Raw genomic sequence first — 23,894 nt, 5'->3', positions numbered from 1 at the left:
GCGGCTCAGTCGGGGCGGTAGCGAAAGCCCCAGCGCTCCAGCGTGCTGCGTATGGCAGCCAGGTTAGCCATGTGTCGGCCGCTGATCCAGGGCCAAGTGGGCCGGTCGATCTGCAGGTAACGCCCGTGCTCTTGCACCAGGGTGTAAATGAGCGTTGAGTCATGGCTGCGGTGTACCAGGTTCACCTTGTCAGCCTGGAGCCGGAACGTGAAGTCGCCGGCGTTGCGCAGGCGCTGCTCAAGATCGGGCACGCGTTCCTCGTTGCTGGCGATTGCCACCTGCAAGCGCAGGTCGCCGCGCACACGGCGGATGGCCGGGCCATTTTCCAGAACCGCGATCCCGGGATCGAGGCCCACACTGCCGACGCTACCAAGGTGTATGTCTTCGACCCGTAGGCCGATGGCCCCCTGAAGTTCGCTGATGCCCGGCACGCCTTCGAACGTGTTCGAGTGGGTGTTGCCAACCAATGCCACCCAGTTGCATGCGCCCCGGCTGGCCTGGTCGGCATCGATGACCAGGTGCGCGTAATAATTCATCATCTGCTGCCTGGCCTGCGCCGGTGGCAGGTCTTCCCAGGCCTGCAGGTAACTGGCCATGCAGTCGAGGGCCTGTATGCGGATCCCCTCCTTGCGTGCAGCCTTCAACACCTTGAGGTAGGTGTAGCGGCCAGCGCGGTCGGTGAAATGACCGATGTCCTGCCGCTCCACGTAGGTACGCAGTTCGGCCGGCATTTCCCCGGTGCTATTGAACGCGTCCAGGTCGGCCTGCTGGAAGTCGGTCATGAGGTGCTCCATGTACAGCACCTTGACCTGTGCGTTTTTCAATTGCGGCATGTTGTCGATGAGAAAACGCTTGCTGCCCAGGTGTCCATGGGCTTCACCGATGACCAGGCCGCGGCTGCGTTCATACACGGCACGAATGATCTGCTTGGGACTGGCCTGGCGGGCAAGTTCCGGCACCTGCGGGCGCGGGGGCGGCACGTGGGTAGCCAGGAATTCGCTGGCAGCGCTCGACAGCCTGTTGCGCTGGTTTCTGAATATCTGGAAATGCTGCTCGCGTTCTGGGTTGAGGTTGCCGTACTCACCGGTGAGTGCTCGATTGTTCCCGCTGAGCGCGGCGCTTTTCAAGGGGCCGCGTGAAGCCTCGGGTATTTCGAATCCCGTACCTGGCAAGCCTTCGAGTGCCGGCGGTGGTGCCCGCCAGCCCCACAGGCAAAGCAGCCTGCGGGGCAGCCTGCCGCCGCGCAGACCTGGGCGTTCGAGAATATGCCACTCGCCTGCCAGCAAGCGGATGGGGACGTTGCGATAGAAGGAGTAGGGGTTGGCGGGGTCGACTACCACCCAGGTGTGCATTTCCGCGACCCAGCGCACCTGATACGGCATGGCGTTGACCACGGCATAGAACTTGCCGCTCTGGATGAAGATGCTGTCGAGTGCACCGTTGCCAGGGCTGCCCTGAAGCAGCAGATTGGTTTCGAAGGGGGCAAGCAATTGTGCATCTTCTACGGGCGCCAGCGCTCGAGGGACCCAGTTTGAGATTTCGGCTGGTGTTGCAAGCGTGTCATCTTCGGCGATCACCGGCTGCTCGATCGCCACCGGTTCAGTGGGCCCGACGGCCTGCGCAGGCTCAACCTCGCCGAATGGCGCCGCCCACAGCGCGGCGGCATTGAACACTGTATTGATCGCGGCCACTATCGCTCCCGTCACGCCCGTCTGGCGCTCGGCAGTGGTATGGCCATTGATGGCCTGGTCAATGTTCAAGCCGGTGTCCGCGAGCCCCGCTCCAACGGCTGCCAGTGCTATCGGCCAGTCTACGGCGGCCATGGCGCCGGCGATCTGCCCGAAGGCACGCAGGTAGCCGATCCACAGTTGTTTGCGCAAGTCACTGTTCGAGCGCAGGGCAAATTGTGCATCGGTCACCATGCGCTGGCGGGTGCTTTTGCGCAAATGGGTGAACGGGTCGATGCGCAGTGTCGTATCGAGCATGTTGAGCCCGGAATGGCCGTCGGATCCCCACTTGTAGAACAACAGGTCCAGCATGTGGTTCAAGCCAACGCTGCTGGTGCGCTCTGCATGGCTCTCGAGCCGGAAGTGGCCCATGAAACGGGCGCGGTTGTCGGTTTCGTTGGTATTGTTCAGTACCCACCAGTACAGCGCCTTGTGGTTGGCGAACACGTGCAGCGGCTCGTCTTCGCCAGGGATGTAAAGGAACTGGCCCCCGTCCTCCAGCTCGATGCGCAGGATATCGCTGGCGACATACCCGCCAATGTCGAAAGTGCATAACCGATAGCCAGGCCCGGGCACTACCTGTTGGCGAAGCTGGTCGAGGGTGGGTGGCCAGCTTGTCGTGCCAAGCAGCGCTCGTGCCACCTGGCTGACCCGCCTGGCGTCGCGCGGATTACCCGGGTTGGCGCAGAACTCGACAACCTTGCTTAGAAAGTTGACCTTGGTCAACGTGCGAAAATCGTCGGCGTGGGTGCTCCAGAAGCGCGTCAGGCGTTGGTTGAACTGGCTGCTGAAGTCGATTGCCCAGAAGTCCTCGAGGACATCCCTGGGCGCAATCGGGAGTTCATTGTGTTCATCGAACAGGGTCTTGTCGCTGCCGTCGGTGTAAAAACCGGTCTGGTAGCTGAGCAAGTCGGCGTTGTCCTGATCATGAACGTCGAAGCGGTGCATCACCAGCTGCGGCAGGGTGAAGGACTGCACGGGTGCGCTGTGGTGTTCCCAGCCACTGAACGTGCGCGGGCTGCTTTGCGCGGCGTCGAAGCGGTTCAGGTAGACCTGATCGGGGTCACGGGCGGCCTGACCATGTTTGGCCAGGAGCGCCTGGGCGACATCGCGTGCCATCTGGCGCATGTCCGGGCATGCGCTGACCAGCTGGGCAGCCATTGCTTCGAGTTGCTGTTTCAACGGATGTTGCTGGGTGGGTTGGCTCATGAGCAGGCTCGCCGAAATTGAGGGGGCGCAGTCTGGACGTAGGCAGGCAAGGCGTTGCTGTACATAAGTCAAGCGGCGGCCCAGGTTCGGGCCGCTTGCTGACCTGCCGTGACAACACTTCACTTAATATTTCCCATTTGCAGGTGTATCGTATTCGCCCTTCACCGCCAGCCATGCTGGCAGCTTGATTGCGCAGAACACGAGGTACCCGCACCGATGTCCTTCACCCGTCGACAAATGCTCAAGGGCCTTACCGGCCTGGTTGTGGTTGGCCTGGGCGCCGGTGGCGCGGCTCGATACTGGCTGGGCAAGGTCGAGGACGACAACGCCGGGCATGACTACGAGCTGATTGCCGCGCCCCTGGACGTCGAACTGGTGCCAGGCTTCAAGACCGAGGCCTGGGCCTTTGGCCCTTCGGCGCCAGGTACCGAGTTGCGGGTGCGCCAGGGTACCTGGCTGCGGGTGCGTTTCATCAACCACCTGCCGGTGGAAACCACCATCCACTGGCATGGTATTCGCCTGCCACTGGAAATGGACGGCGTGCCCTACGTTTCGCAGTTGCCGGTCAAGCCGGGCGAGTACTTCGATTACAAGTTCCGCGTGCCGGATGCCGGCAGCTATTGGTACCACCCTCATGTCAGCAGCTCCGAAGAGCTTGGTCGCGGCCTGGTCGGCCCGCTGATCGTCGAGGAGCGCGAGCCTACCGGCTTCATGCATGAGCGGACCCTGAGCCTGAAAAACTGGCACGTGGACGAGCAGGGCGCCTGGCTGCCCTTCAGTATCCCCCGCGAGGCTGCGCGCAATGGAACTGCCGGCCGGTTGATCACCATCAATGGCCAGGCCGACTCGGTCACCGAGCTTCCAGCGGGGCAGGTGGTGCGCGTGCGCCTGCTGAACCTGGACAACACCTGGACTTACCGTATCAACCTCAAAGGCAACTGCGAGGCGATGATCTATGCCCTCGATGGTAACCCGGTGACCCCGCGCCCTCTGGAGGACGACTACTGGCTCGGCCCAGGGATGCGCATCTGCCTGGCTATCCGCATACCTGAGGCCGGGGAGGAAATTTCCCTGCGCGACGGTTTCGTACGCCTGGGCACCCTGCGCTCGGTGGCCAGCAACGAGGCGCCGGGCGAGTGGCCCAAGGCCCTGCCGCCCAACCCGGTCGCCGAGCCGGACCTGGAGAACGCCGAGAAGCTCAACTTCAATTTCGAATGGGCGGCGAGCGTCTCTGTCACCCCCGACCCGGACAAGCCGTCGAGCATGTGGCAGATCAACGGCCAGGCCTGGGACATCAACGACAAGACCTGCGCCGACCGGCCGATCGCCACGCTGCAGAAGGGCAAGAGCTACATCTTCGAGCTGAAGAACATGACTCAGTACCAGCACCCGATCCACCTGCACGGCATGAGCTTCAAGGTGATCGCTTCCAACCGCCACGACATCAAGGAGCCGTGGTTCACCGACACCTACCTGCTGGGCAAGAACGAGCGCGCCCAGGTAGCGCTAGTGGCCGATAACCCGGGCACCTGGATGTTCCACTGCCACGTCATCGACCATATGGAAACCGGCCTGATGGCCGCGATCGCGGTGGTCTGATGCGACCGCAGATCATCGACCGCAGCCGCGACCAGGAATTCATGCGCCTGGCGCTGGCCCTGGCCGCCGAGGGCGCGTCCATGGGCGAGGTGCCGGTGGGCGCGGTGCTGGTGCAGCATGGCCAGGTGATCGGCCAGGGCTTCAACCGGCCTATCGTCGACAGTGACCCGAGCGCCCACGCCGAGATGGTGGCTATTCGCGCGGCAGCCAAGGCCGCCAGCAACTACCGCCTGCCGGGCAGCACGCTGTACGTGACCCTGGAACCGTGCAGCATGTGTGCAGGGCTGATCGTGCATTCGCGGGTGATGCGGGTGGTGTATGGCGCACTGGAGCCCAAGGCGGGCATCGTGCAGAGCCAGGGGCAGTTCTTCGGGCAGGGCTTTCTCAACCATCGGGTGATGGTGGAGGGCGGGGTGCTGGCGGAGGAGTGCGGGCAGATCCTGAGCGACTTCTTCAAGGCCCGTCGGGCCAAGGCTTAGCCTGTACCGGCCTCTTCGCGGGCACGCCCGCTCCCACATTGGTCGGTGTATGCAGGGCCCTGTGGGAGCGGGCGTGCCCGCGAAGACGCCAGAGCAGGCCTACATCGGCGGCGACTGATCCGCCGGCTTGTCCTTGTTCACCCCAGGCACATGCAGGTTGCCTTCGGCCACCTGGCCTTCGAGCTGAGGCTGGGTCACCCAGGTGAGTATGTCGTAGTATCGGCGGATGTTGGCCACGAAATGCACCGGTTCACCACCGCGGGCATAGCCGTACTTGGTCTGCCGGTACCACTGCTTCTGGGCCAGCCGCGGCAGCATCTTCTTCACGTCCAGCCACTTGTTCGGGTTGAGCTTTTCGCGCTTGGCCAGGGTGCGGGCGTCTTCCAGGTGGCCGCTGCCGACGTTGTAGGCGGCCAGCGCGAACCAGGTGCGGTCCGGTTCCTGGATGCTGTCATCCAGTTCTTCCTTGATCTTCATGAAGTACTTGGCACCGCCCTGGATGCTCTGCCTCGGGTCCAGGCGGTTGGATACGCCCATGGCCTGGGCGGTGCGCTGGGTCAGCATCATCAGACCGCGCACGCCGGTCTTGGAGGTGACTTCCGGCTGCCACATCGATTCCTGGTAGCCGATCGCCGCCAGCAGGCGCCAGTCGACCTTTTCCACCTTGGCGTAGCTCTTGAAGTGCTTTTCGTACTTGGGCAGGCGTTGTTGCAGGTGCTGGGCGAAGGTGTAGGCGCCGACGTAGCCGAGTACGTCGACATGGCCGTAGTAACGATCCTTGAGGCGCTGCAGGGTGCCGTTCTTCTGAGCCTTGTCGAGATATTCGTTGATCTCGTTGAGCAGGCTGTTGTCGTCGCCGGCTGCCACCGCCCAGCGCTGGTCGCGGGTGTCGCCCAGGTCGAAGGCGACCCGCACCTTGGGGAAGTAGACCTGGTTCATCGCCAGTTCATTGGAGTCGACCAGGGTCAGGTCGATCTGCCCTTCGTCGACCATGCGCAGCAGGTCGACCACTTCGACCGCATCGGATTCTTCGTATTCCAGGCCCGGGTACTGTTTTTTCAGCTCGGCCAGCTGGTCGGCATGGCTGCTGCCCTTGAGCACCATGATCTTCTTGCCGACCAGGCCCTTGGCATCGGTGGGGCGTGGGCGGCCGTTGCGGTAGATGACCTGTGGGGTCACTTCCAGGTAAGGATGCGAGTACTTTACCTGGGCCGTGCGCCGCTCGGTGCTGACCAGCCCGGCGGCCGCCAGTACCGGGCCGGAGGGCTTGCCGAGAGCGCCGTAGAGATCGTCGAGGTTGTCGGCGGTCTCGATCTGCAGCTTCACGCCGAGGTCTTCGGCGAAATGCTGAACCAGCTCGTATTCGAAACCGGTTTCGCCGTTGCGATCCTGGAAGTAGGTGGCCGGGCTGTTGCGGGTGATGACGCGCAGCACGCCGTCCTCCTTCACGCGCTCTAGGGTGCTGGGTTTTTCAACGCAGGCACCGAGCAGCAGAAAGAGTCCGGTTGCGATTAGCCATCTGGCGCAACGCTGGCGCAAAGCAGTGTGGGCGAACATAGGTTGCAGTATACGCAAAGGACCGGCAGAGCCATATCTCGACAACGGTTAGCTTGTCTGGTAGCAGTTTCTGTGCTGCAAGCTTCAAGCTGCTTTTTTTTGACCCCAAAGTCCGGTTCCGCCGCCCGGCAGCCATGCCTTAGAGCGGGTGCCGAAAGCCGTTGAATTAGGCTAGAATGCACGGCCTCTAAGCACACCCCTTCCTGAGGCTGTCCCGACGATGTTGATCCTGCGCGGCGCTCCTGCCCTTTCTGCCTTTCGCCACGGTAAATTACTCGAGCAACTGAGCCAGAAAGTCCCCGCTGTTACTGGTTTGTATGCCGAATTTGCCCACTTCGCCGATGTTGACGGCGAGCTGACCGCCGACCAGCAGCAGGTGCTGGGCCGTCTGCTCAAATACGGCCCGAGCGTGCCGGTGCAGGAGCCGACCGGCCGCCTGTTCCTGGTCGTGCCGCGCCTGGGCACCATTTCGCCATGGGCCAGCAAGGCCAGCGACATCGCCCACAACTGCGGCCTGCAGTCGATCCAGCGCCTGGAGCGCGGCATCGCCTACTACGTCGCCGGCAACCTGAGCGACGCCGATGCCGAGCTGATCGCCGCCGAACTGCACGACCGCATGACCCAGCGTGTGCTGGCCAAGCTGGAGCAGGCCGCTGACCTGTTCAGCCACGCCCAGCCCAAGCCGATGACCTCGGTCGACATCCTGGCCGGTGGCCGTGATGCCCTGGCCCAGGCCAACATCGACCTGGGCCTGGCCCTGGCAGAAGACGAGATCGACTATCTGGTCGACGCCTTCCAGAACCTTGCGCGCAACCCGAACGACATCGAACTGATGATGTTCGCTCAGGCCAACTCCGAGCACTGCCGCCACAAGATCTTCAACGCCAGTTGGGACATCGACGGCCAGGCTCAGGAAAAGAGCCTGTTCGGCATGATCAAGAACACCTACCAGATGCACAACGAAGGCGTGCTGTCGGCTTACAAGGACAACGCCTCGGTGATCGTCGGCAGCGTCGCCGGCCGCTTCTTCCCGAACCCTGAAACCCGCCAGTACGGCGCGGTGCAGGAGCCGGTGCACATCCTGATGAAGGTCGAGACGCACAACCACCCGACCGCTATCGCGCCGTTCTCCGGTGCCTCTACCGGCTCCGGTGGCGAAATCCGCGACGAAGGCGCGACCGGCCGTGGCGCCAAGCCAAAAGCCGGCCTGACCGGCTTCACCGTGTCCAACCTGCGCATCCCGGGCTTTGAACAGCCATGGGAGCAGGCCTACGGCAAGCCAGAGCGCATCGTCGACGCCCTCGACATCATGATCGAAGGCCCGCTGGGCGGCGCCGCGTTCAACAACGAATTCGGTCGCCCGGCCCTGACCGGCTATTTCCGTACCTTCGAGCAGGCCATCGACACCCCGCACGGTGAAGAAGTGCGCGGCTATCACAAGCCGATCATGCTCGCCGGCGGTATGGGCAACATCCGTGAAGACCACGTGCAGAAGGGCGAGATCACCGTCGGCGCCAAGCTGATCGTGCTCGGTGGCCCGGCCATGCTCATCGGCCTGGGCGGCGGCGCCGCTTCGTCGGTAGCCACCGGTGCCAGCTCGGCGGACCTGGACTTCGCCTCGGTGCAGCGCGAAAACCCGGAAATGGAGCGCCGTTGCCAGGAGGTCATCGACCGCTGCTGGCAGCTGGGTGACAAGAACCCGATCGCCTTCATCCACGACGTCGGCGCCGGTGGTATCTCCAACGCCTTCCCGGAGCTGGTCAACGACGGTGGCCGTGGCGGCCGCTTCGAACTGCGCAACGTGCCCAACGACGAGCCGGGCATGGCCCCGCACGAAATCTGGAGCAACGAATCGCAAGAGCGTTACGTGCTGGCCGTCAGCGCCGTCGACTTCGAGCGCTTCCAGGCCATCTGCGAGCGCGAGCGTTGCCCGTTTGCCGTGGTGGGCGAGGCGACCGAAGAGCCGCACCTGACGGTCAGCGACAGCCACTTCGGCAACACGCCGGTGGACATGCCGCTCGACGTGCTGCTGGGCAAGCCGCCGCGCATGCACCGTTCGGTCACCCGCGAAGCCGAGCTGGGCGATGATTTCGACCCGAGCCAGCTGGACCTGGACAGCGCCGTCCAGCGCGTGCTCAGCCACCCTGCCGTTGCCAGCAAGAGCTTCCTGATCACCATCGGCGACCGCACCATCACCGGCCTGGTTGCCCGCGACCAGATGGTCGGCCCGTGGCAGGTCCCGGTGGCCGACTGCGCCGTCACCGCCACCAGCTTCGACGTCTACACCGGCGAAGCCATGGCCATGGGCGAGCGCACCCCGCTGGCGCTGCTGGATGCCCCGGCTTCCGGGCGCATGGCGATCGGCGAGACCATCACCAACCTGGCCGCCTCGCGCATCGAAAAACTGTCTGACATCAAACTGTCGGCCAACTGGATGTCCGCCGCCGGTCACCCGGGCGAAGATGCGCGCCTGTACGACACCGTCAAGGCCGTGGGCATGGAGCTGTGCCCTGAGCTGGGTATCACCATTCCGGTCGGCAAAGACTCGATGTCGATGAAGACCAAGTGGAGCGAAGAGGGCGTCGAGAAGAGCGTCACCTCGCCGATGTCGCTGATCATCACCGGCTTTGCCCCGGTCACCGACATCCGCAGCACCCTGACCCCGCAGCTGCGTATGGACAAGGGCGAGACCGACCTGATCCTGATCGACCTGGGCCGCGGCAAGAACCGCATGGGCGCCTCGATCCTGGCCCAGACCTACGGCAAGATCGCAGCCCAGGCACCGGACGTCGACGACGCCGAGGACCTCAAGGCATTCTTCGCCGTGATCCAGGGCCTGAACGCCGACGGCCACCTGCTGGCCTACCACGACCGCTCCGACGGCGGCCTGCTGACCACCGTGCTGGAAATGGCCTTCGCCGGCCACTGCGGCCTCGACCTGCAACTCGACCCGCTGACCGACAGCAAGGCCGACGTGGCAGCCATCCTCTTCAACGAAGAGCTGGGCGCTGTTATCCAGGTACGTCAGGACGCCACCCCTGACGTGCTGGCACAGTTCAGTGCTGCCGGCCTGGGTGAAGAGTGCGTCGCGGTAATCGGCAAGCCGATCAACAACGGTGAAGTCTCCATCAGCCTCAACGGCGAAGTGCTGTTTGACGACGAACGTCGCATGCTGCAGCGCCAGTGGGCCGAAACCAGTTACCAGATCCAGCGCCTGCGCGACAACGCCGACTGCGCCGACCAGGAATTCGACCTGCTGCTCGAGGAAGACAACCCGGGCCTGTCGGTCAAGTTGGGCTACGACGTCAACGACGACATCGCCGCGCCGTACATCAAGAAGGGCGTGCGCCCGCAAGTGGCGATCCTGCGTGAGCAGGGCGTCAACGGCCAGGTCGAGATGGCTGCCGCCTTCGACCGCGCAGGCTTTGCCGCCATCGACGTGCACATGAGCGACATCCTCGCTGGCCGCGTCGACTTCGAAGCCTTCAAGGGCCTGGTCGCCTGCGGTGGTTTCTCTTACGGTGACGTGCTCGGCGCCGGTGAAGGCTGGGCCAAGTCGGCGCTGTTCAACAGCCGCGCCCGCGATGCCTTCCAGGCGTTCTTCGAGCGTACCGACAGCTTCGCCCTGGGCGTGTGCAACGGTTGCCAGATGATGTCCAACCTGCACGAGCTGATCCCGGGAACCGAGTACTGGCCGCACTTCGTGCGCAACCGCTCGGAGCAGTTCGAGGCGCGCGTGGCCATGGTCGAGGTGCAGAAGTCCAACTCGATCTTCCTGCAGGGCATGGCCGGTTCGCGCATGCCGATCGCCATCGCCCACGGCGAGGGGCATGCCGAGTTCGCCAGCGAAGAGGCACTGCTGGCCGCCGACCTGTCCGGTTGCGTGGCGCTGCGCTACGTCGACAACCACGGCAAGGTCACCGAAGCCTACCCGGCCAACCCGAACGGCTCGCCACGTGGCATCACCGGCCTGACCAGCCGCGACGGCCGCGTGACCATCATGATGCCGCACCCGGAGCGTATGTTCCGCGCTGTGCAGAACTCGTGGCGCCCGGATGAGTGGCAGGAAGACGCCGCGCTGATGCGTATGTTCCGCAATGCGCGCGTTTGGGTGAACTAAGGCGTGTACAAGCTCGCCTTCTTCGTTCCGGCCAGCCATGCCGAAGTGGTCAAGGCCGCCGTGTTCGCCGCCGGTGGCGGGCGTATCGGCGGCTACGACCACTGCGCCTGGCAGACAATGGGCCAGGGCCAGTTTCGCCCGCTGGACGGCAGCCAGCCGTTTCTCGGGCAGACTGGCAAGGTCGAAGTGGTCGAGGAGTGGAAGGTGGAGCTTGTGGTGGCCGACGACCTGATCGTTCAGGTCGTCGCTGCACTCAAGCAGAGCCATCCGTACGAGACGCCAGCCTATGAGGTCTGGCGACTCGCCGAGTTCTAGACCGCGTCACGGCCATTCGCGGGACAAGCCCGCGAAGAGGCCCTAAGACCCAGTCACAATTTCCTTGGCCTGCTCAGGTCGATGCAGCCAGGCACACGCCAGCAACCCCACCTCGAACAGCACCCACATCGGCACCGCCAGCATCGTCTGCGAAAACACATCCGGCGGCGTCAGAATCATCCCCACCACAAAGCACCCGACGATCACGTAGGGCCTGCTGCGCCGCAACGTGGCCACATCGGCCAGCCCCACCCAGACCACGATGAAGGTTGCCACCGGGATCTCGAAGGCCAGGCCGAACGCCAGGAACAACGCCATGATGAAGTCCAGGTACTGGCTGATGTCGGTCATCATCGCCACGCCGTCCGGCGTCACGCTGGCAAAGAAGCCGAACATCGTCGGGAACACCAGGTAGAACGCGAACGCCATGCCGGCATAGAACAGCACGATGCTCGACACCAGCAATGGCAGGGCGATGCGCCGCTCGCGGCGGTACAGCCCGGGGGCGAGAAAACCCCAGGCCTGGTGCAGCAACAGCGGCATGGCCACGAACAGCGCGCACATCGCCGTCAGCTTGAATGGCGTCAGGAACGGCGAGGTGACGCTGGTGGCGATCATGCTGGCGCCTTCTGGCAGGAAGCGGCGCAAGGGTTCCGAGACCAGGGTGTAGAGCGGTTGGGCGAAGGGGAACAGCCCGGCGAATACCAGTGTCAGCAGCAACAGGCAGCGCACCAGGCGCTTGCGCAGGTCGCGCAAGTGCTCGGTCAATGGCAGGCGTGCCGTCGGGTCGGCAATGCTCATGGGCTGCTCTCCCGCGTCACGCTGACGGGCACGCTGTCATTCGCCGGCTGCGCCTTGAGGCTGATGCCCTGGCGGATTTCCTGCTCCAGACGCTGCAACGGTGCGCTGTCCAGGTTGGGCATATCGATCTCGCGTTCCATCTGTGCACGTAGCCCGTTCATTGCCCGGCGTGCCTGCCCCAGGCCTCGGCCCAGGGTGCGCGCCGCCACTGGCAGGCGTTCCGGGCCAAGTACCAGCAGCGCGACGATGCCGACCAGCAACAGTTCGCTGAAGCCGACCTCGAACATCAGGCTTGGCGATCCGTTTGCGGCTGCTGTGCGGCCTGCGCGGTTACCGGTGGCTGTTGTTGTACTTGCGTGGCGCCTGGGGCGTTGACGTCGTTGTCGCCGCCCATGGATTTGCGAAAGCCCTGGATCGCCTCGCCGACATCGCTGCCCAGGCCCTTGAGGCGCTTGGTGCCAAACAGCAGAAACACGATCAGCAATACGATCACCAGTTGCCAGATTCCGATGCCACCCATTTCGACCACTCCTGTAAGGCCATGAAAACGAAGGCCAATCCTGCCTCTTGCAGATGACGTCCACATGAATGCAAGGCCATTGCAATCTGCTTGCAACAACCCCGGTGTTGACTGGCGCCTTTCATCGATTGAAAAGGGTGCGTGATGGCTGGCAAGCGGCAGCAGGGTGCGGCATTGCTGATGGTGATGGTGGTGCTGGCCATGCTCGCCGCAGGCATGACCTGGCTGGTGGAGGATGGCCGTCGTCAGGTGAATGATGTGCAGCTGTTGCGCCAGCGGGTGCAGGTGCGGGCGATGGAACAAGCCGGCCTGGCCTATGCCGAACAGGCCCTGCGTGACCCGGCCTGGCGGCTTAGCCCGCTGTTCTGGCAAGCCTTGCGCGGGCAACCATTGAAATACGACTTCGGTGCCGGGCAGGCGCAGTTGCGGGTGCAAGACCTGCACACCTGCTTCAACGTGAATGCGCTGCTGGGGGCCGATGGCGAGCGTGCAGAGCACCAGTTGATGCGCTTGCTGGGGGATGACATGGCCGCCGAACGTCTGGTCGATGCCTTGGCCGATTGGCTCGACAGTGACAGCGATGCCCGCCTGCAAGGCGCCGAAAGCGCCCAGTACCTGCGCCAGCAGCCTCCGCGTCTGGCAGCCAACCAGCCGATGCTCGATACCAGTGAGCTGAACCTGCTGCTCGACCCGGACGCCACACGCCAGCGCCGCTACCCGATGCTGTGTGCCTTGCCGCAGACCACTGGCTGGCGCCTGAATGCCAATGCCCTGGGGCTGGAGCACCTGCCGTTGCTGGATGCGTTGTATGAGGGGCGTTATCCGCGTTCGTTGCTAAGCCGAATCATCAGTGGCCGGCCGGCATCGGGCTATGAGGATGCCTCGGCGTTACGCCAGGCCCTGGGGGCGGTGGATGATGAGACGTTCGAGCGGTTGAGCGAGGGGTTGTTGCTCAACAGTGGGCATTACCTGTTGCAGCTGTCGTTCGAGGAGCAGGGCAGGGTGATGCGAAGTGAGTTTCAGGTGGAGGCGTTAGGTGTGGTGCAGTGGCATGCGCGGGTGCCGGCACAGCAGGTCAGGGTTCGCAGCCGGGAGCCGATGGTCTGGTAAGGCTGGAGATTGCTGGGGCTGCTTCGCAACCCTTTCGCGACACAAGGCCGCTCCCACAGGTACAGCGCCACATTCGAATCAGGCGCTGTACCTGTGGGAGCGGCCTTGTGTCGCGAAAGGGCCGCAAAGCGGCCCCCGTACACAGGTCGATCAGGCGGTACCGATCTCGCCACCATCATCGCGCTGAATCACCACCGTGGTCGCCCGCGGCCTCACCTTGCCCCCCGCCGGAGTCGCATCGGTGGCCTTGTCGGTATACGGCCAGTTATCCGGGTGCTGAATATTGATGAACAAGGTCTTGTTGTCCGGCGTGAAGCTGATGCCCGTCACCTCGCAACCGTTCGGTCCGACGAAGAAGCGGCGCAGGGCCGTCTGGTTCTGGGCATTGACCGGCACCTGCTTGCCGCTGGCATCCACCAGGTCGGTGGGGATCACCGCCAACAGCTGGTCGTTGGTGTAGTCGGTGACGGTGGTTTCGCCGTTGTCGGTCTCGAACCACAGCACGCCGCGGCTATCGAAGCTCATGCCGTCGGGGCTGGCGAACTGATTGAGTTCGGTCAGGCCGGAACGGTTGATGTCGGCGGTACCGGCGGCATTGGCGCCGAACACGAAGATGTCCCAGGTGAAGCTCAGCTGGTCGTCGCTATCGTGCCAGCGGATGATGTGGCCGTGGCGGTTCGGGCCGCGCGGGTTGGCCGCATCGACCTTTTCCGGGGTACGTGCGCTGTTGTTGGTGAGGGTCAGGTAGACATCGCCGTTGAGCGGGTTGACGGCAGTCCACTCCGGGCGGTCCATCGGCGTGGCGCCAACGGCATCGCCGGCACCGCGGGTGTTGAGGATGATGCCTGCCAGGTCACCGTACAGCGCACCGAGGGTGCTGCCAGCACCCGTGACGGTGTTCACGTCGAGCAGCAGCCACACGCCAGTGCCGTCGGCATTGAAGCGGGCAACGTACAGCTTGCCCTGGTCCAGGTACTTGGCACCGGTGGCCAGGCGGTCTGCCGGGTTGGCGTCGGCAGCCTCCCATACGGCCGTGGACACCCACTTGTACAGGTACTCGTTGTTGGAGTCGTCGCCCATGTACCAGACCAGCGGCTTGCCGACCACCGGCAGGCCCGGGCAGCAGCCTTCGTGGCGGAAACGGCCCAGGGCGGTGCGCTTGGTGGCCAGGGTGCTGCTGTTGTACGGGTCGATTTCGACGATGTAGCCATAGGTGCTGGCTTCATTGCGGTAGTCGTCGGTAGCGGCAGCACCTTTGACGGTCACGTCGAAACGGGCGAATTCATCGGCGACCTCGGTGCTGTCACCGGCAGCGCTTTCCCACTTGTACTGGCCACTGGAGGTGCCTACGCCGATGCGGCGCTGGTCTTCGGGGCGGGTGCCCTTGTTGACGAAGATGCCCGGCCAGTTCTCTTCGCAGGTCAGGTAGGTGCCCCACGGGGTGTAGCCGTTGCCGCAGTTGTTGTTGGTACCGCGGCAGTGGGTGCCGTCGACCGAGTACTTGGTCTTGACGTGCTCGGTGCCGCGCAGCGGCCCGGTCAGCTCCATGCGCGAGGCGGTAGTGAAGCGGCGGTTGAGCGGGTCGTTGTCAACCACCTGCCAGCGGCCGCTGACCTTCTGCAGGCGCACCACACCGGCGCCGTGGGCGTTGATTTCCTTGCGTACTTCTTCAGCCGGGCGCTTGCCGCTGACATCGGTGGTCGGGCCGTTGGGGTGCAGGGCTGCCGCGTCGATGTACTCGAAGTTGATCGCCAGCAGGCCGTCGTCGGAGCTGCCGTTGATCGGGAAGAAGTGCATGCCGTCGTGGTGCATGCCCATGGCATTGGCCTGGTCGGTCGAGGTGTTGCTGCCGTCCGACTTCCACGGGTTGCCGTTGCTGTTGATCGGTGTGCCCCAAGGCGCCAGCACATAGGCGCTGTAACCGGCGGCAACGACACAGGCATCAGTGCGCGAGCCAGGGATGGACTGGAAGCCCAGGGCCAGTTTCGGTTCTTCAGGCTCGGTTACCGGAGGTTCGGTGACCGGTGGCTCGGCTACCGGATCGTCATCGGAGCCCCCGCCACTGTCGAAGCAGCCGGTCAGGCCGGTACCGGCAATCATGGCGATGGCAGCGCCCAGGCTGCCACGCATCACGCTGCGACGGCTCAGGTACGCGTCCATGACGCTGGCCATCGGCAGGTTGCCGCTTTGGTTGCGGTCCAGGTTATCGCCGGTATCTCGACTCATCAGGGTGCCCTTATAGTGGCTGAGTTGGAGGAAACCGCGACTTTAGGGCGCTTCTGTGATGATTCATTGGCAGAAATATGAAGGGGTTTTTAAAACTGTAAGTTCTTATTGCAAATTCCAACAGATCGATTTGGAATGATTGTCGGATTTTTGACATTAAACTGTCATGCCTACGCCGCAACATCCGGGGCCCAACGAGAACTCGGATAAGGATGGCGGGCCCGATGGCAAACAGTGTTAACAGGCGCGAATTGATCAGCTGGATGGGTGTCGGTGCGCTGGCACCGCTGCTCGGCGCCTGCTCTGCATTGCCAGGCCAACGTGGCGGCAGCGCCAGTGTGGATCTGCTGTACGTCGCCGACACGCTGGACGCACGCCAGCCCGGTTTGCCCGTCGTGCCGGCCACCCGCCTGGGCCCGGTCAGCCACCTGGGCCGGGCACCGTGGATGACCGGCGCCAGTGCCAGCCTGGCACATCCGCAGCTGGCACCGTTGCTCGATGCCAACCAGGCGGCGGGCACACAGCTGGGCGGCTATGCGGTGCTGGGGGCGCTGCTGGAGCAACTGCGTAGCGAGGCCGGGGCGGGCAACAGCCTGACACTGGAGAACGGCCAGGGCTGGAACGGCAGTGGCCTGGCCTACCTCACCCAGGGCGACAGCGGCGTTCAAGGTAGCCAATTGCTGGGCAGTGAAGCGCGGGTCAGCAGTGACGAGCGTGTGCTCTGGCCTCAGCGCAGCGCGGCGCTTTACCGCCAGTCTTCCGCTATCACCATCGGTGCCGGGCTTGCGGACGATCAGCGCACGTCGCTGAACCTTGTGGCCCTGCACCTTTTCGAGCGCGGCGGTGCGCGCATTGCCGTGGTCGGTGTCACCGACCCCTATGCCCAGGACCAGAAGGCCTCCCTGAAGCAGTGGTACCAGTCATTGCTGCCAACCTTCGAGCGGGCCCGACGCGAGGCCGACCTGGTGGTGGCGATGGCCGATGTCGGCACCGGGCCAGGCCTGTGGCTGGCCGAGCGGCTGACGGAAGCCGACGTCCTGCTCTGTGCCCGTGGCCAGGACCTGTGGCCGGTACCGATTCAGGCCACCCAGGCCAGCGGCCGCCGGGTGCCGGTGCTGTTCGCCGGGTGCCGGGGCAGCGGGGCATTCCGTTTGCGTTGCCAGCAGGTCGCCGGCCAATGGCAGTTCGACGGGCAGTTCTTCCCGGCCTTTGAACGCTACCTGTCGCCGGCCGCGCAGATGCGCGCCAGCCAGTTGCAGGGCGAACTGCGCCAGCAACGTGCCGGCCACGCGGCGTGGCTCGACCAACCGCTGGCGCGCGCACCCCAGGCCCTGTGGCGCCGGGACACCCGCGGCGGGAGCTGGGACCGCCTGCTGCACCAAGCCTTGGCCGATGGCAGCAGCATGCCGGTGCTGTTGCCGGGTTTGCGCTACGACTATCCCTTGGCGGCGGGCGACGCCATTACCCGCGAGCACCTGATCAGCCTGACTGGAGGCTACTCGGCCCCGGCGGTCGAGGCCCCGGCGCGGCAAGTCGAGCAAGTGCTGGAAAACGCCGCCGAGCAACTGTTTGGTGACCCGCTGCTGCTCGACAACAGCCAGGACCTGCCACGCTGGCTGGGCCAGGCCTGGCGCGTCAGCTACAGCCCGCAGGGCAAGCGCGTCACGGGTGTCGAAGCGGTGCAGGGCCTGTGCCGCACCTTTGGCCTGCAATTCGAAACCCAGGCTGGCGAGCCCCTCTGGCAGCGGGTCGAGGCCTGGCTGGCGCGGCAGAAGCCCGACTGGCAACTGGCAGCGCTGCAACTGCCTGAGGTGCGCTATGTGCAAGGCCACCCGGGCTGGCACCCGCGGCAGGCTGCGTCGTGAGCCTGGCTTCACGCCTGATGACCGGCGGCCTGCTGACCCTGGCCGGCTGGCTGGCCGCTCAGTGCGTGCTGCAACTGGGGCGCCAGCCGCAACCGTCCAGCGCGTCACAGCTCGCCGTCGCGCCGCTGCCAGGGCTGCTGATTGGTCACTGGCAGCCCACGGTCGACGACGGCGCCATCGCCATCACCCGCCTGCCGTTGCAGTACCTCGGCGGCCTCAAGGCCCAGCCGTTGTCGGCCAGTGTGGTGGTGCTGCGCTATGGCCAGCAGGTCCGCACCCTCGGCCGTGGCCAGCGCCTGGCACCCGGCATCGTATTGCAGGACATCGACGCCGATGGCCTGATTTTCGACAACCAGGGGCGGCGCGAACGCCTGCCCTGGCCGCCACGCCCTGCCGTGACCGGCTTCAAGCGGCAAGGATGAATGATGTTCGCCAGATACTGCGTGGCCGTAGCCTTGAGCCTGGGCCTGTCACTCGCCTGGGCAGAAACGCCAGAAACCTTCGATGACAATGGCACGCCGGTGTACGAGGTGAACTTCGTCGACACCGAGCTGGGCGAGTTCATCGACAGCGTGTCGCGTATCACCGGCACCACTTTCATCGTCGACCCGCGGGTCAAGGGCAAGGTCACCGTGCGCACGGTCGACCGCCACGACGCCGATGCCATCTATGACATCTTTCTCGCCCAGCTGCGCGCCCAGGGCTACGCCGCCGTCGACCTGCCCAACGGCAGCGTGAAGATCGTCCCCGACCAGGCCGCGCGGCTGGAGCCGGTACCGGTGGAGCCCGCAGGGAAACAAGGCGAGGGCAGCGACAGTGTGGCCACGCGGGTGTTCAATGTGCGCAATGCCGCCAGCGAACAGATGCTCGGCATCCTCAAACCGCTGATCGATCCGCGCGTCGGGGTGATCACGCCGTACCCGGCGGCCAATCTGCTGGTGGTCACCGACTGGCGCAGCAACCTCCAGCGCATCGACAGCCTGCTGCGCCAGCTCGACCAGGTCAGTGACGAGCCCTTGCAGGTCATGCCGCTGCGCCACGCCAGCGCTGCCGACACCGCGCAGTTGCTCACCCGCCTGCTGGCACGCGAGCAGGGCGCCGACAGCACCCAGGTGGTCGCCGACCCGCGCAGCAATGCCCTGTTGGTACGGGGCAGTACCGACCGCGTGAGGGCGCTGCTCGGCCAGCTCGACCGCCCCAGCGACAACCAGCACAACAGCAACACCCAGGTCATGTACCTGCGTCACGCCAATGCCGCTGAAGTGGTGAAGGTGTTGCGCGGCCTCAGCCAGGAAGGCGCGGTGCCCGCCGAAGCGGCTGGCGAAGGGGAAGGCAAGGACCGGCCAGTGATGGCGGCCGCCAGCGACTCCGGCATCCGCCTGGAGTACGAAGAAGGCACAAACGCCGTGGTCATGGTCGGCCCCGACAGCGAGCTGGCGGCCTACCGCTCGATCGTCGAACAGCTGGACATCCGCCGTGCCCAGGTGGTGGTCGAGGCGATCATCGCCGAGGTGTCCGACGTCCGCGCTCAGGAGCTGGGTGTGCAATGGTTGTTCGCCGACGAAAAGTTCGGCGCTGGCATCGTCAACTTCGGCAGCAACGGGGTGAACATCGCCAACATCGCCGGCGCGGCCGCCAGTGGCGACAACGAGGCGCTGGGCGACCTGCTGTCGTCCACCGCCGGCGCCACGGCCGGCTTTGGCCACATCGGCGGTGGTTTCAACTTCGCTATGCTGATCAACGCACTCAAGGGCAAGAGCGGCTTCAACCTGCTGTCGACGCCGACCCTGCTGACCCTGGACAACGCCGAGGCGTCGATCCTGGTGGGCCAGGAGGTGCCGTTCGTGACGGGGTCGGTCACCCAGAACAACGCCAACCCTTACCAGACCATCGAGCGCAAGGAAGTCGGTGTGAAGCTGCGCATCAAGCCGCAGATCAACATCGACAACAGCGTGCGCCTGGACATCGTCCAGGAGGTCTCGTCGATCGCCGATTCCAGTGCCGCCAGCGACGTGATCACCAACAAGCGCGAGATCAAGACCAAGGTCATGGTCGAGGACAATGGCCTGGTCATCCTCGGCGGCCTGATCAGCGACGAGCTCAGCACCAGCGACCAGCGTGTGCCGTTGCTTGGTGACATTCCTTACCTGGGTCGGCTGTTCCGTTCCGACACCAGCAAGAACACCAAGCAGAACCTGATGGTGTTCATCCGCCCGCGCATCCTGCGCGACGGGCCGAGCCTGGCGGGCCTGAGCGAAAGCAAGTACCGGACTCTGCAGCAGACCACGCCGCTGCAGTTGCCCGACCTGGCAGAAGGCACCCCGTTGCTGCAGGTGTTCCCCGCCAGCCGAGCACGGCTCGAAGGCGGTAACTGGTGATGCTGTCCTATCGCCAGGCGCGTCAGGCCGGGCTGGCCATGGCCCCGGCCGAGGAAGGCTGGCACCTGTGGCTGCGTCGCGACGCCGACAGCGACCAGTTGCAGGAGCTGCTACGCGTGCATGGCCGGCCGATGGCGCTGGAGTATCTGCAGCCGGCAGCGTTCGATGAGCGCCTTGGCCAGCTTTATGAAGCGGGCGCCGGCGCGACCGAAGCCTTGATCGAAGGCATCGGCGATCAGGTCGACCTCGACAGCCTGATGAGCGAAATGCCGCGCATCGAGGACCTGCTCGAAAGCGACGACGAGGCTCCGGTGATCCGCCTGATCAACGGCCTGTTCGGCCAGGCGCTGCGCCTGCGTGCCTCGGACATCCACATCGAAACCTTCGAGCAGAGCCTGGTGGTGCGCCTGCGCGTCGACGGCCACCTGCGCGAAGTGTTGCGCCCGCCGCGGGCGCTGTCGGCGATGCTGGTGTCGCGGATCAAGGTCATGGCACGGCTGGACATCGCCGAGAAGCGCCAGCCCCAGGATGGCCGGATTACTTTGCGCGCAGCCGGCCGGGAAGTGGACGTGCGGGTGTCGACGCTGCCGGGCATCCACGGCGAGCGCGTGGTGATGCGGGTGCTCGACAAGCAGGCCAGCCTGCTGGCGCTGGCCAACCTGGGCATGCCTGCCCCCGTGCTGCAGGGCCTGCGCAGCTGCCTGGCGCGGCCCAACGGCATCGTCCTGTCCACTGGCCCGACCGGCTCGGGCAAGACCACCACACTGTACGCCAGCCTCAACAGCCTCAACGATGGCAGCCGCAATATCCTCACCGTCGAAGACCCGGTGGAATACGCCATTGCCGGCATCGGCCAGACCGCCATCAACCCCCGTGCCGGGCTGACCTTCGCAAGCGGCCTGCGCGCCATTTTGCGCCAGGACCCGGACGTGATCATGCTCGGTGAAATCCGTGACCAGGAGACCGCGCAGATCGCCGTGCAGGCCAGCCTCACCGGCCACCTGGTGCTGTCGACGCTGCACACCAACAGTGCGGTGGGTGCTGTCACACGCTTGCGCGACATGGGCATCGAGCCGTTCCTGATCGCCTCGTGCCTGCGCGGGGTACTCGCCCAGCGCCTGGTCAGGCGGCTGTGCCAGTGTGCGATCGCGCAGCCGTTGCAGCCGGCCGAGCGCGCCTTGTGGCCGGAGCTGGCGGCACTGCACAGCAGTTATCACGCGGTCGGTTGCGAGCGGTGCCAGGGCAGCGGTTACGTCGGCCGCCTGGGGCTCTATGAATTCATCGAGCTGGATGCCGGCCTGGTCGGCCTGTTGTACGACGGCGCCAGCGAACTGGCCATGCAGGCGTATCTGGCCGAGCGCCGGCAGAGCTTGGTAGCGACGGCCAGCGACTGCCTGGCCCGTGGCGAAACCAGCCTGGCCGAAGTGCTGCGCGTGGTACAGGGCTGACCGATGCCGACCTTCCGCTACCGGGCCGTCGACCTCGCCGGCAAGTTTCACAAGGCCAGCCTGCAGGCCGACAGCGAACGTCATGCGCGCCAGCTGCTGCGCGAGCAGGGCCTGTTTGCGCGCCAGCTGCAACGCCATGAGGCCGGCTGCCGCCAACCTCGCCGGCAGCGTCTGAGCCGCGCCCAGCTATGCGAGCTGACGCGTCAGCTGGCGACCCTGACCGGTGCCGGCATCCCACTGGTCGATGCGCTGGCCACGCTCGAACGGCAACTGCGCGAACCGGCCCTACAAGGGGTGCTGGTGGCCCTGCGCAGCTCGCTCGCCGAAGGCCTCGGGCTGGCCCGCAGCCTCGCCCGCCAAGGGGCACCTTTCACCGGCCTGTATTGCGCACTGGTCGAGGCGGGCGAACGTTCCGGGCGCCTGGCCCAGGTGCTGACCCGCCTGGCCGATCACCTGGAGCAGGTGCAGCGCCAGCAGCACAAGGCGCGCACCGCACTGATCTACCCCTGCGTGCTGATGGGGGTGTCGCTGGCGGTGGTGGTCGGCCTGATGACCTTCGTCGTGCCCAAGCTCACCGAACAGTTCGCCCACGCCGGGCAAAGCCTGCCGCTGATCACTTCACTGCTGATCGGCCTGAGCCAGGCGCTTGTCCATGCCGGCCCGTGGTTGCTCGGGTTGGCGCTGCTGTCCGGCGTGCTGGGCAGCGTATTGCTGCGCAAGCCGCACTGGTGCCTGCGCCGCGATGAACTGCTGCTGCGCCTGCCGCGCATCGGCGCGCTAGTGCAGGTGCTGGAAAGCGCCCGCCTGGCCCGCAGCCTGGCCATCCTCTGCAGCAGCGGCGTGGCCCTGCTCGAAGCCCTGCAGGTGGCCACCGAAACGGTCGGCAACCGGCGCATCCGTCTGGCCATGGAGCAGGTGCGCCAGCAGGTGCAGGGCGGCACCAGCCTGCACCGCGCGCTGGATGCCAGCCAGCAGTTCCCGCCGTTGCTGGTGAACATGGTCGGCAGCGGCGAGGCCAGTGGCACCCTGGCCGACATGCTCGAACGCGTCGCCGACGACCAGGAGCGCGGCTTCGCCCGCCAGGTGGACACCGCCATGGCGCTTTTCGAACCCCTGATGATCCTGGTGATGGGCGCCGTGGTGCTGTTCATCGTGCTGGCGGTGCTGTTACCGATCATGCAACTCAACCAGGGCCTGCAACTGTGAACACAAGGAGCACTTCCATGCAGCACCGACACAACCGCCAGCGCGGCTTCACCCTGATGGAAATCATGGTGGTGATCTTCATCATCGGCCTGCTGATCGCCGTGGTCGCGCCCAGCGTGCTGGGCAACCAGGACAAGGCCATGAAGCAGAAGGTCATGGCCGACCTGGCGACCTTGGAGCAGGCGCTGGACATGTACCGCCTGGACAACCTGCGCTTCCCCAGCAATGAACAGGGTTTGAGCGCGCTGGTGAAAAAGCCGACCCAGGAACCCCTGCCACGCAGCTGGCGCAGCGACGGCTACGTGCGCCGCCTGCCGGAAGACCCGTGGGGCACCCCGTACCAGTACCGCATGCCCGGCGAGCATGGGCGGGTCGATGTGTATTCGCTGGGTGCCGATGGCGTGCCCGGTGGTGAAGGCCAGGATGCCGACTTGGGCAACTGGGCGCTGTGACCGATGCATCGCCAGCGCGGCTTCAGCCTGCTCGAACTGCTGGTGGTACTGGCCATCGCCGGGCTCATGACCGGCATGGCAGTGGCCTGGCTCGACAGTGGCAAGGCCAGCGTCGATCAGGCGCTGCAACGGCTGGCGGTGGAAACCCGCAGCCAGGCCGCGCTGGCCCGGCATGCCGGGCAATTGCGTGGGTTGCGCTGGACCGGCCAGCGGCCGGAATTCGTACGCCGTGAAGGCGATGCCTGGGTGGTCGAAGCAGGTGCCCCGGCCGACTGGCCAAAGGGCCTGCACCCGGACTGGCCGGCCAGCGCTACGCCTCGTGTGCTGTTCACCCCGCAGGGCTGGGCGCAACCGGGCTCGGTGCAGTGGCGCTGGGCAGACGGCGGTCAGCGTTGGGACTGGGCCCGTGACGGCCAGTTGCGCGTGGCGATGGTGCCATGAGGCAAAAGCAGCGCGGCTTCACCCTGCTGGAAGTGACTGTGGCCCTGGCGATAGCTGCAGTGCTGGCGGTCATCACCAGTCAGGTCCTGCGCCAGCGTCTGGCGGTGCAGGACAGCGTGCAGCAGCACCGGCTGGGCGTGCTCTGTGCCCGCGAACTGCAGGCGCGCTTTGCCGTCGAGCAGTATTGGCCGGCCAGCAATCAGGTCGACGGTGTGCTCAGTCAGGGCGGCCAGGCCTGCCACTGGCAGATGCAGTTGCGCCGCACCGGTGTGCGGGATCTTCGTCGTGGCGAACTGCAGTTATATGCCGACCGCGACCAGCGCTTGCCGCTGGGGCAGTACACGCTGTTTCTGGAGCGACCATGACTGGCAAAAGTCGTGAAGCTGTGGGAGCGGGTTTACCCGCGAAGCAGGCACCACGCTGTATGGCACCGGCTACGCC

Annotated in this window: 19 protein-coding genes; 13 read left to right on the top strand and 6 right to left on the bottom strand. The window is 65.2% G+C overall.

The annotated features are described in order from the left end of the window. Positions 1 to 5: 5 nt before the first annotated feature. A complete protein-coding gene (locus ACIPW4_RS06545; RefSeq protein ID WP_400655937.1) occupies positions 6 to 2,936 on the bottom strand; it encodes a membrane-targeted effector domain-containing toxin in 2,931 nt (976 codons plus the stop codon). Between the two features lie 216 nt (positions 2,937 to 3,152). On the opposite strand from ACIPW4_RS06545, the gene ACIPW4_RS06540 reads away from it, so the two are divergent. After that, positions 3,153 to 4,535 (top strand): multicopper oxidase family protein, encoded by a 1,383-nt coding sequence (locus tag ACIPW4_RS06540; protein WP_400655935.1) that lies wholly within the window; start codon positions 3,153 to 3,155, stop codon positions 4,533 to 4,535. Further along, on the top strand, positions 4,535 to 5,014 hold the full coding sequence (tadA, locus tag ACIPW4_RS06535) for a tRNA adenosine(34) deaminase TadA (RefSeq protein WP_400655933.1): 480 nt from the start codon (positions 4,535 to 4,537) through the stop codon (positions 5,012 to 5,014). Before ACIPW4_RS06540 ends, tadA begins: the two co-directional genes overlap by 1 nt. A gap of 99 nt (positions 5,015 to 5,113) precedes the next feature. Here the strand turns inward: tadA and mltF are convergent, their stop codons facing one another. Next, the gene (gene mltF / locus ACIPW4_RS06530; RefSeq protein WP_400655931.1) at positions 5,114 to 6,571 is read right to left on the bottom strand and encodes a membrane-bound lytic murein transglycosylase MltF; all 1,458 of its coding nucleotides are present in this window, start codon (positions 6,569 to 6,571) and stop codon (positions 5,114 to 5,116) included. Between the two features lie 220 nt (positions 6,572 to 6,791). On the opposite strand from mltF, the gene purL reads away from it, so the two are divergent. Together purL and ACIPW4_RS06520 are read left to right on the top strand one after the other, a co-directional pair. After that, positions 6,792 to 10,691 (top strand): phosphoribosylformylglycinamidine synthase, encoded by a 3,900-nt coding sequence (gene purL, locus ACIPW4_RS06525; RefSeq protein ID WP_400655929.1) that lies wholly within the window; start codon positions 6,792 to 6,794, stop codon positions 10,689 to 10,691. Between the two features lie 3 nt (positions 10,692 to 10,694). Beyond that, the gene (locus ACIPW4_RS06520) at positions 10,695 to 11,006 is read left to right on the top strand and encodes an NGG1p interacting factor NIF3 (protein ID WP_400655927.1); all 312 of its coding nucleotides are present in this window, start codon (positions 10,695 to 10,697) and stop codon (positions 11,004 to 11,006) included. Between the two features lie 42 nt (positions 11,007 to 11,048). On the opposite strand, the gene tatC is transcribed toward ACIPW4_RS06520, so the two are convergent. The 3 genes from tatC to tatA are packed head-to-tail and all read right to left on the bottom strand — an operon-like array spanning position 11,049 to position 12,327. Next, positions 11,049 to 11,807, bottom strand: coding sequence for a twin-arginine translocase subunit TatC (gene tatC, locus ACIPW4_RS06515; protein ID WP_400655924.1), 759 nt, complete (start codon positions 11,805 to 11,807; stop codon positions 11,049 to 11,051). After that, entirely contained in the window at positions 11,804 to 12,094 is a 291-nt protein-coding gene (gene tatB / locus ACIPW4_RS06510) for a Sec-independent protein translocase protein TatB (protein ID WP_400655922.1), read from the bottom strand. The genes tatC and tatB overlap by 4 nt, the downstream gene beginning before the upstream one ends. Further along, on the bottom strand, positions 12,094 to 12,327 hold the full coding sequence (gene tatA / locus ACIPW4_RS06505) for a twin-arginine translocase TatA/TatE family subunit (protein WP_400655920.1): 234 nt from the start codon (positions 12,325 to 12,327) through the stop codon (positions 12,094 to 12,096). The genes tatB and tatA overlap by 1 nt, the downstream gene beginning before the upstream one ends. 144 nt (positions 12,328 to 12,471) lie before the next feature. Between tatA and gspK the strand changes: the two genes are divergently transcribed. Next, positions 12,472 to 13,437: a type II secretion system minor pseudopilin GspK gene (gene gspK, locus ACIPW4_RS06500; RefSeq protein ID WP_400655918.1), complete on the top strand. Its 966-nt coding sequence runs from the start codon at positions 12,472 to 12,474 to the stop codon at positions 13,435 to 13,437. 150 nt (positions 13,438 to 13,587) lie between these two features. Here the strand turns inward: gspK and ACIPW4_RS06495 are convergent, their stop codons facing one another. Next, entirely contained in the window at positions 13,588 to 15,663 is a 2,076-nt protein-coding gene (locus ACIPW4_RS06495) for a PhoX family protein (protein ID WP_400655916.1), read from the bottom strand. Positions 15,664 to 15,887: 224 nt separating this feature from the next. Between ACIPW4_RS06495 and ACIPW4_RS06490 the strand changes: the two genes are divergently transcribed. Genes ACIPW4_RS06490 through ACIPW4_RS06455 form a run of 8 tightly spaced genes read left to right on the top strand, consistent with a single transcriptional unit; the run spans position 15,888 to position 23,818 of the window. Beyond that, positions 15,888 to 17,528, top strand: coding sequence for a lipoprotein UxpA (locus tag ACIPW4_RS06490; RefSeq protein WP_400655915.1), 1,641 nt, complete (start codon positions 15,888 to 15,890; stop codon positions 17,526 to 17,528). Beyond that, complete coding sequence (locus ACIPW4_RS06485) at positions 17,525 to 17,950, top strand: pilus assembly protein PilZ (protein WP_400655913.1); 426 nt, start codon at positions 17,525 to 17,527, stop codon at positions 17,948 to 17,950. Before ACIPW4_RS06490 ends, ACIPW4_RS06485 begins: the two co-directional genes overlap by 4 nt. Before the next feature lie 3 nt (positions 17,951 to 17,953). Then, positions 17,954 to 19,906 carry a type II secretion system secretin GspD gene (gene gspD, locus ACIPW4_RS06480; protein WP_400655909.1) on the top strand — a complete coding sequence of 651 codons (1,953 nt, stop codon included), beginning with the start codon at positions 17,954 to 17,956 and terminating at the stop codon, positions 19,904 to 19,906. Continuing rightward, entirely contained in the window at positions 19,906 to 21,354 is a 1,449-nt protein-coding gene (locus tag ACIPW4_RS06475) for a GspE/PulE family protein (protein WP_400656440.1), read from the top strand. The genes gspD and ACIPW4_RS06475 overlap by 1 nt, the downstream gene beginning before the upstream one ends. A gap of 3 nt (positions 21,355 to 21,357) precedes the next feature. Next, positions 21,358 to 22,560 carry a type II secretion system inner membrane protein GspF gene (gspF, locus tag ACIPW4_RS06470; RefSeq protein ID WP_400655907.1) on the top strand — a complete coding sequence of 401 codons (1,203 nt, stop codon included), beginning with the start codon at positions 21,358 to 21,360 and terminating at the stop codon, positions 22,558 to 22,560. Positions 22,561 to 22,577: 17 nt separating this feature from the next. Next, on the top strand, positions 22,578 to 23,012 hold the full coding sequence (gspG, locus tag ACIPW4_RS06465; RefSeq protein ID WP_400655905.1) for a type II secretion system major pseudopilin GspG: 435 nt from the start codon (positions 22,578 to 22,580) through the stop codon (positions 23,010 to 23,012). A gap of 3 nt (positions 23,013 to 23,015) precedes the next feature. After that, a complete protein-coding gene (gene gspH, locus ACIPW4_RS06460; RefSeq protein WP_400655904.1) occupies positions 23,016 to 23,453 on the top strand; it encodes a type II secretion system minor pseudopilin GspH in 438 nt (145 codons plus the stop codon). After that, complete coding sequence (locus ACIPW4_RS06455) at positions 23,450 to 23,818, top strand: type II secretion system protein GspI (protein WP_400655902.1); 369 nt, start codon at positions 23,450 to 23,452, stop codon at positions 23,816 to 23,818. The genes gspH and ACIPW4_RS06455 overlap by 4 nt, the downstream gene beginning before the upstream one ends. Positions 23,819 to 23,894: the final 76 nt, after the last annotated feature.

This window comes from Pseudomonas sp. NPDC089996, assembly GCF_044748405.1.
Taxonomy (GTDB): Bacteria; Pseudomonadota; Gammaproteobacteria; order Pseudomonadales; family Pseudomonadaceae; genus Aquipseudomonas.
Note: the sequence above shows the minus strand (reverse complement) of the source record. Positions and strands in the feature narration are given on the sequence as shown.

Excerpts from the sequence above, each read along its gene's own strand:
- ACIPW4_RS06540 (WP_400655935.1), top strand. The coding sequence starts at position 3,153 with ATGTCCTTCACCCGTCGACAAATGCTCAAGGGCCTTACCGGCCTGGTT.
- gspK (WP_400655918.1), top strand. The coding sequence starts at position 12,472 with ATGGCTGGCAAGCGGCAGCAGGGTGCGGCATTGCTGATGGTGATGGTG.
- ACIPW4_RS06495 (WP_400655916.1), bottom strand. The coding sequence starts at position 15,663 with ATGAGTCGAGATACCGGCGATAACCTGGACCGCAACCAAAGCGGCAAC.
- tatC (WP_400655924.1), bottom strand. The coding sequence starts at position 11,807 with ATGAGCATTGCCGACCCGACGGCACGCCTGCCATTGACCGAGCACTTG.
- tatA (WP_400655920.1), bottom strand. The coding sequence starts at position 12,327 with ATGGGTGGCATCGGAATCTGGCAACTGGTGATCGTATTGCTGATCGTG.
- ACIPW4_RS06490 (WP_400655915.1), top strand. The coding sequence starts at position 15,888 with ATGGCAAACAGTGTTAACAGGCGCGAATTGATCAGCTGGATGGGTGTC.
- gspD (WP_400655909.1), top strand. The coding sequence starts at position 17,954 with ATGTTCGCCAGATACTGCGTGGCCGTAGCCTTGAGCCTGGGCCTGTCA.
- gspH (WP_400655904.1), top strand. The coding sequence starts at position 23,016 with ATGCATCGCCAGCGCGGCTTCAGCCTGCTCGAACTGCTGGTGGTACTG.
- purL (WP_400655929.1), top strand. The coding sequence starts at position 6,792 with ATGTTGATCCTGCGCGGCGCTCCTGCCCTTTCTGCCTTTCGCCACGGT.
- tatB (WP_400655922.1), bottom strand. The coding sequence starts at position 12,094 with ATGTTCGAGGTCGGCTTCAGCGAACTGTTGCTGGTCGGCATCGTCGCG.
- gspG (WP_400655905.1), top strand. The coding sequence starts at position 22,578 with ATGCAGCACCGACACAACCGCCAGCGCGGCTTCACCCTGATGGAAATC.
- ACIPW4_RS06455 (WP_400655902.1), top strand. The coding sequence starts at position 23,450 with ATGAGGCAAAAGCAGCGCGGCTTCACCCTGCTGGAAGTGACTGTGGCC.
- mltF (WP_400655931.1), bottom strand. The coding sequence starts at position 6,571 with ATGTTCGCCCACACTGCTTTGCGCCAGCGTTGCGCCAGATGGCTAATC.
- ACIPW4_RS06475 (WP_400656440.1), top strand. The coding sequence starts at position 19,906 with ATGCTGTCCTATCGCCAGGCGCGTCAGGCCGGGCTGGCCATGGCCCCG.
- ACIPW4_RS06545 (WP_400655937.1), bottom strand. The coding sequence starts at position 2,936 with ATGAGCCAACCCACCCAGCAACATCCGTTGAAACAGCAACTCGAAGCA.
- gspF (WP_400655907.1), top strand. The coding sequence starts at position 21,358 with ATGCCGACCTTCCGCTACCGGGCCGTCGACCTCGCCGGCAAGTTTCAC.
- tadA (WP_400655933.1), top strand. The coding sequence starts at position 4,535 with ATGCGACCGCAGATCATCGACCGCAGCCGCGACCAGGAATTCATGCGC.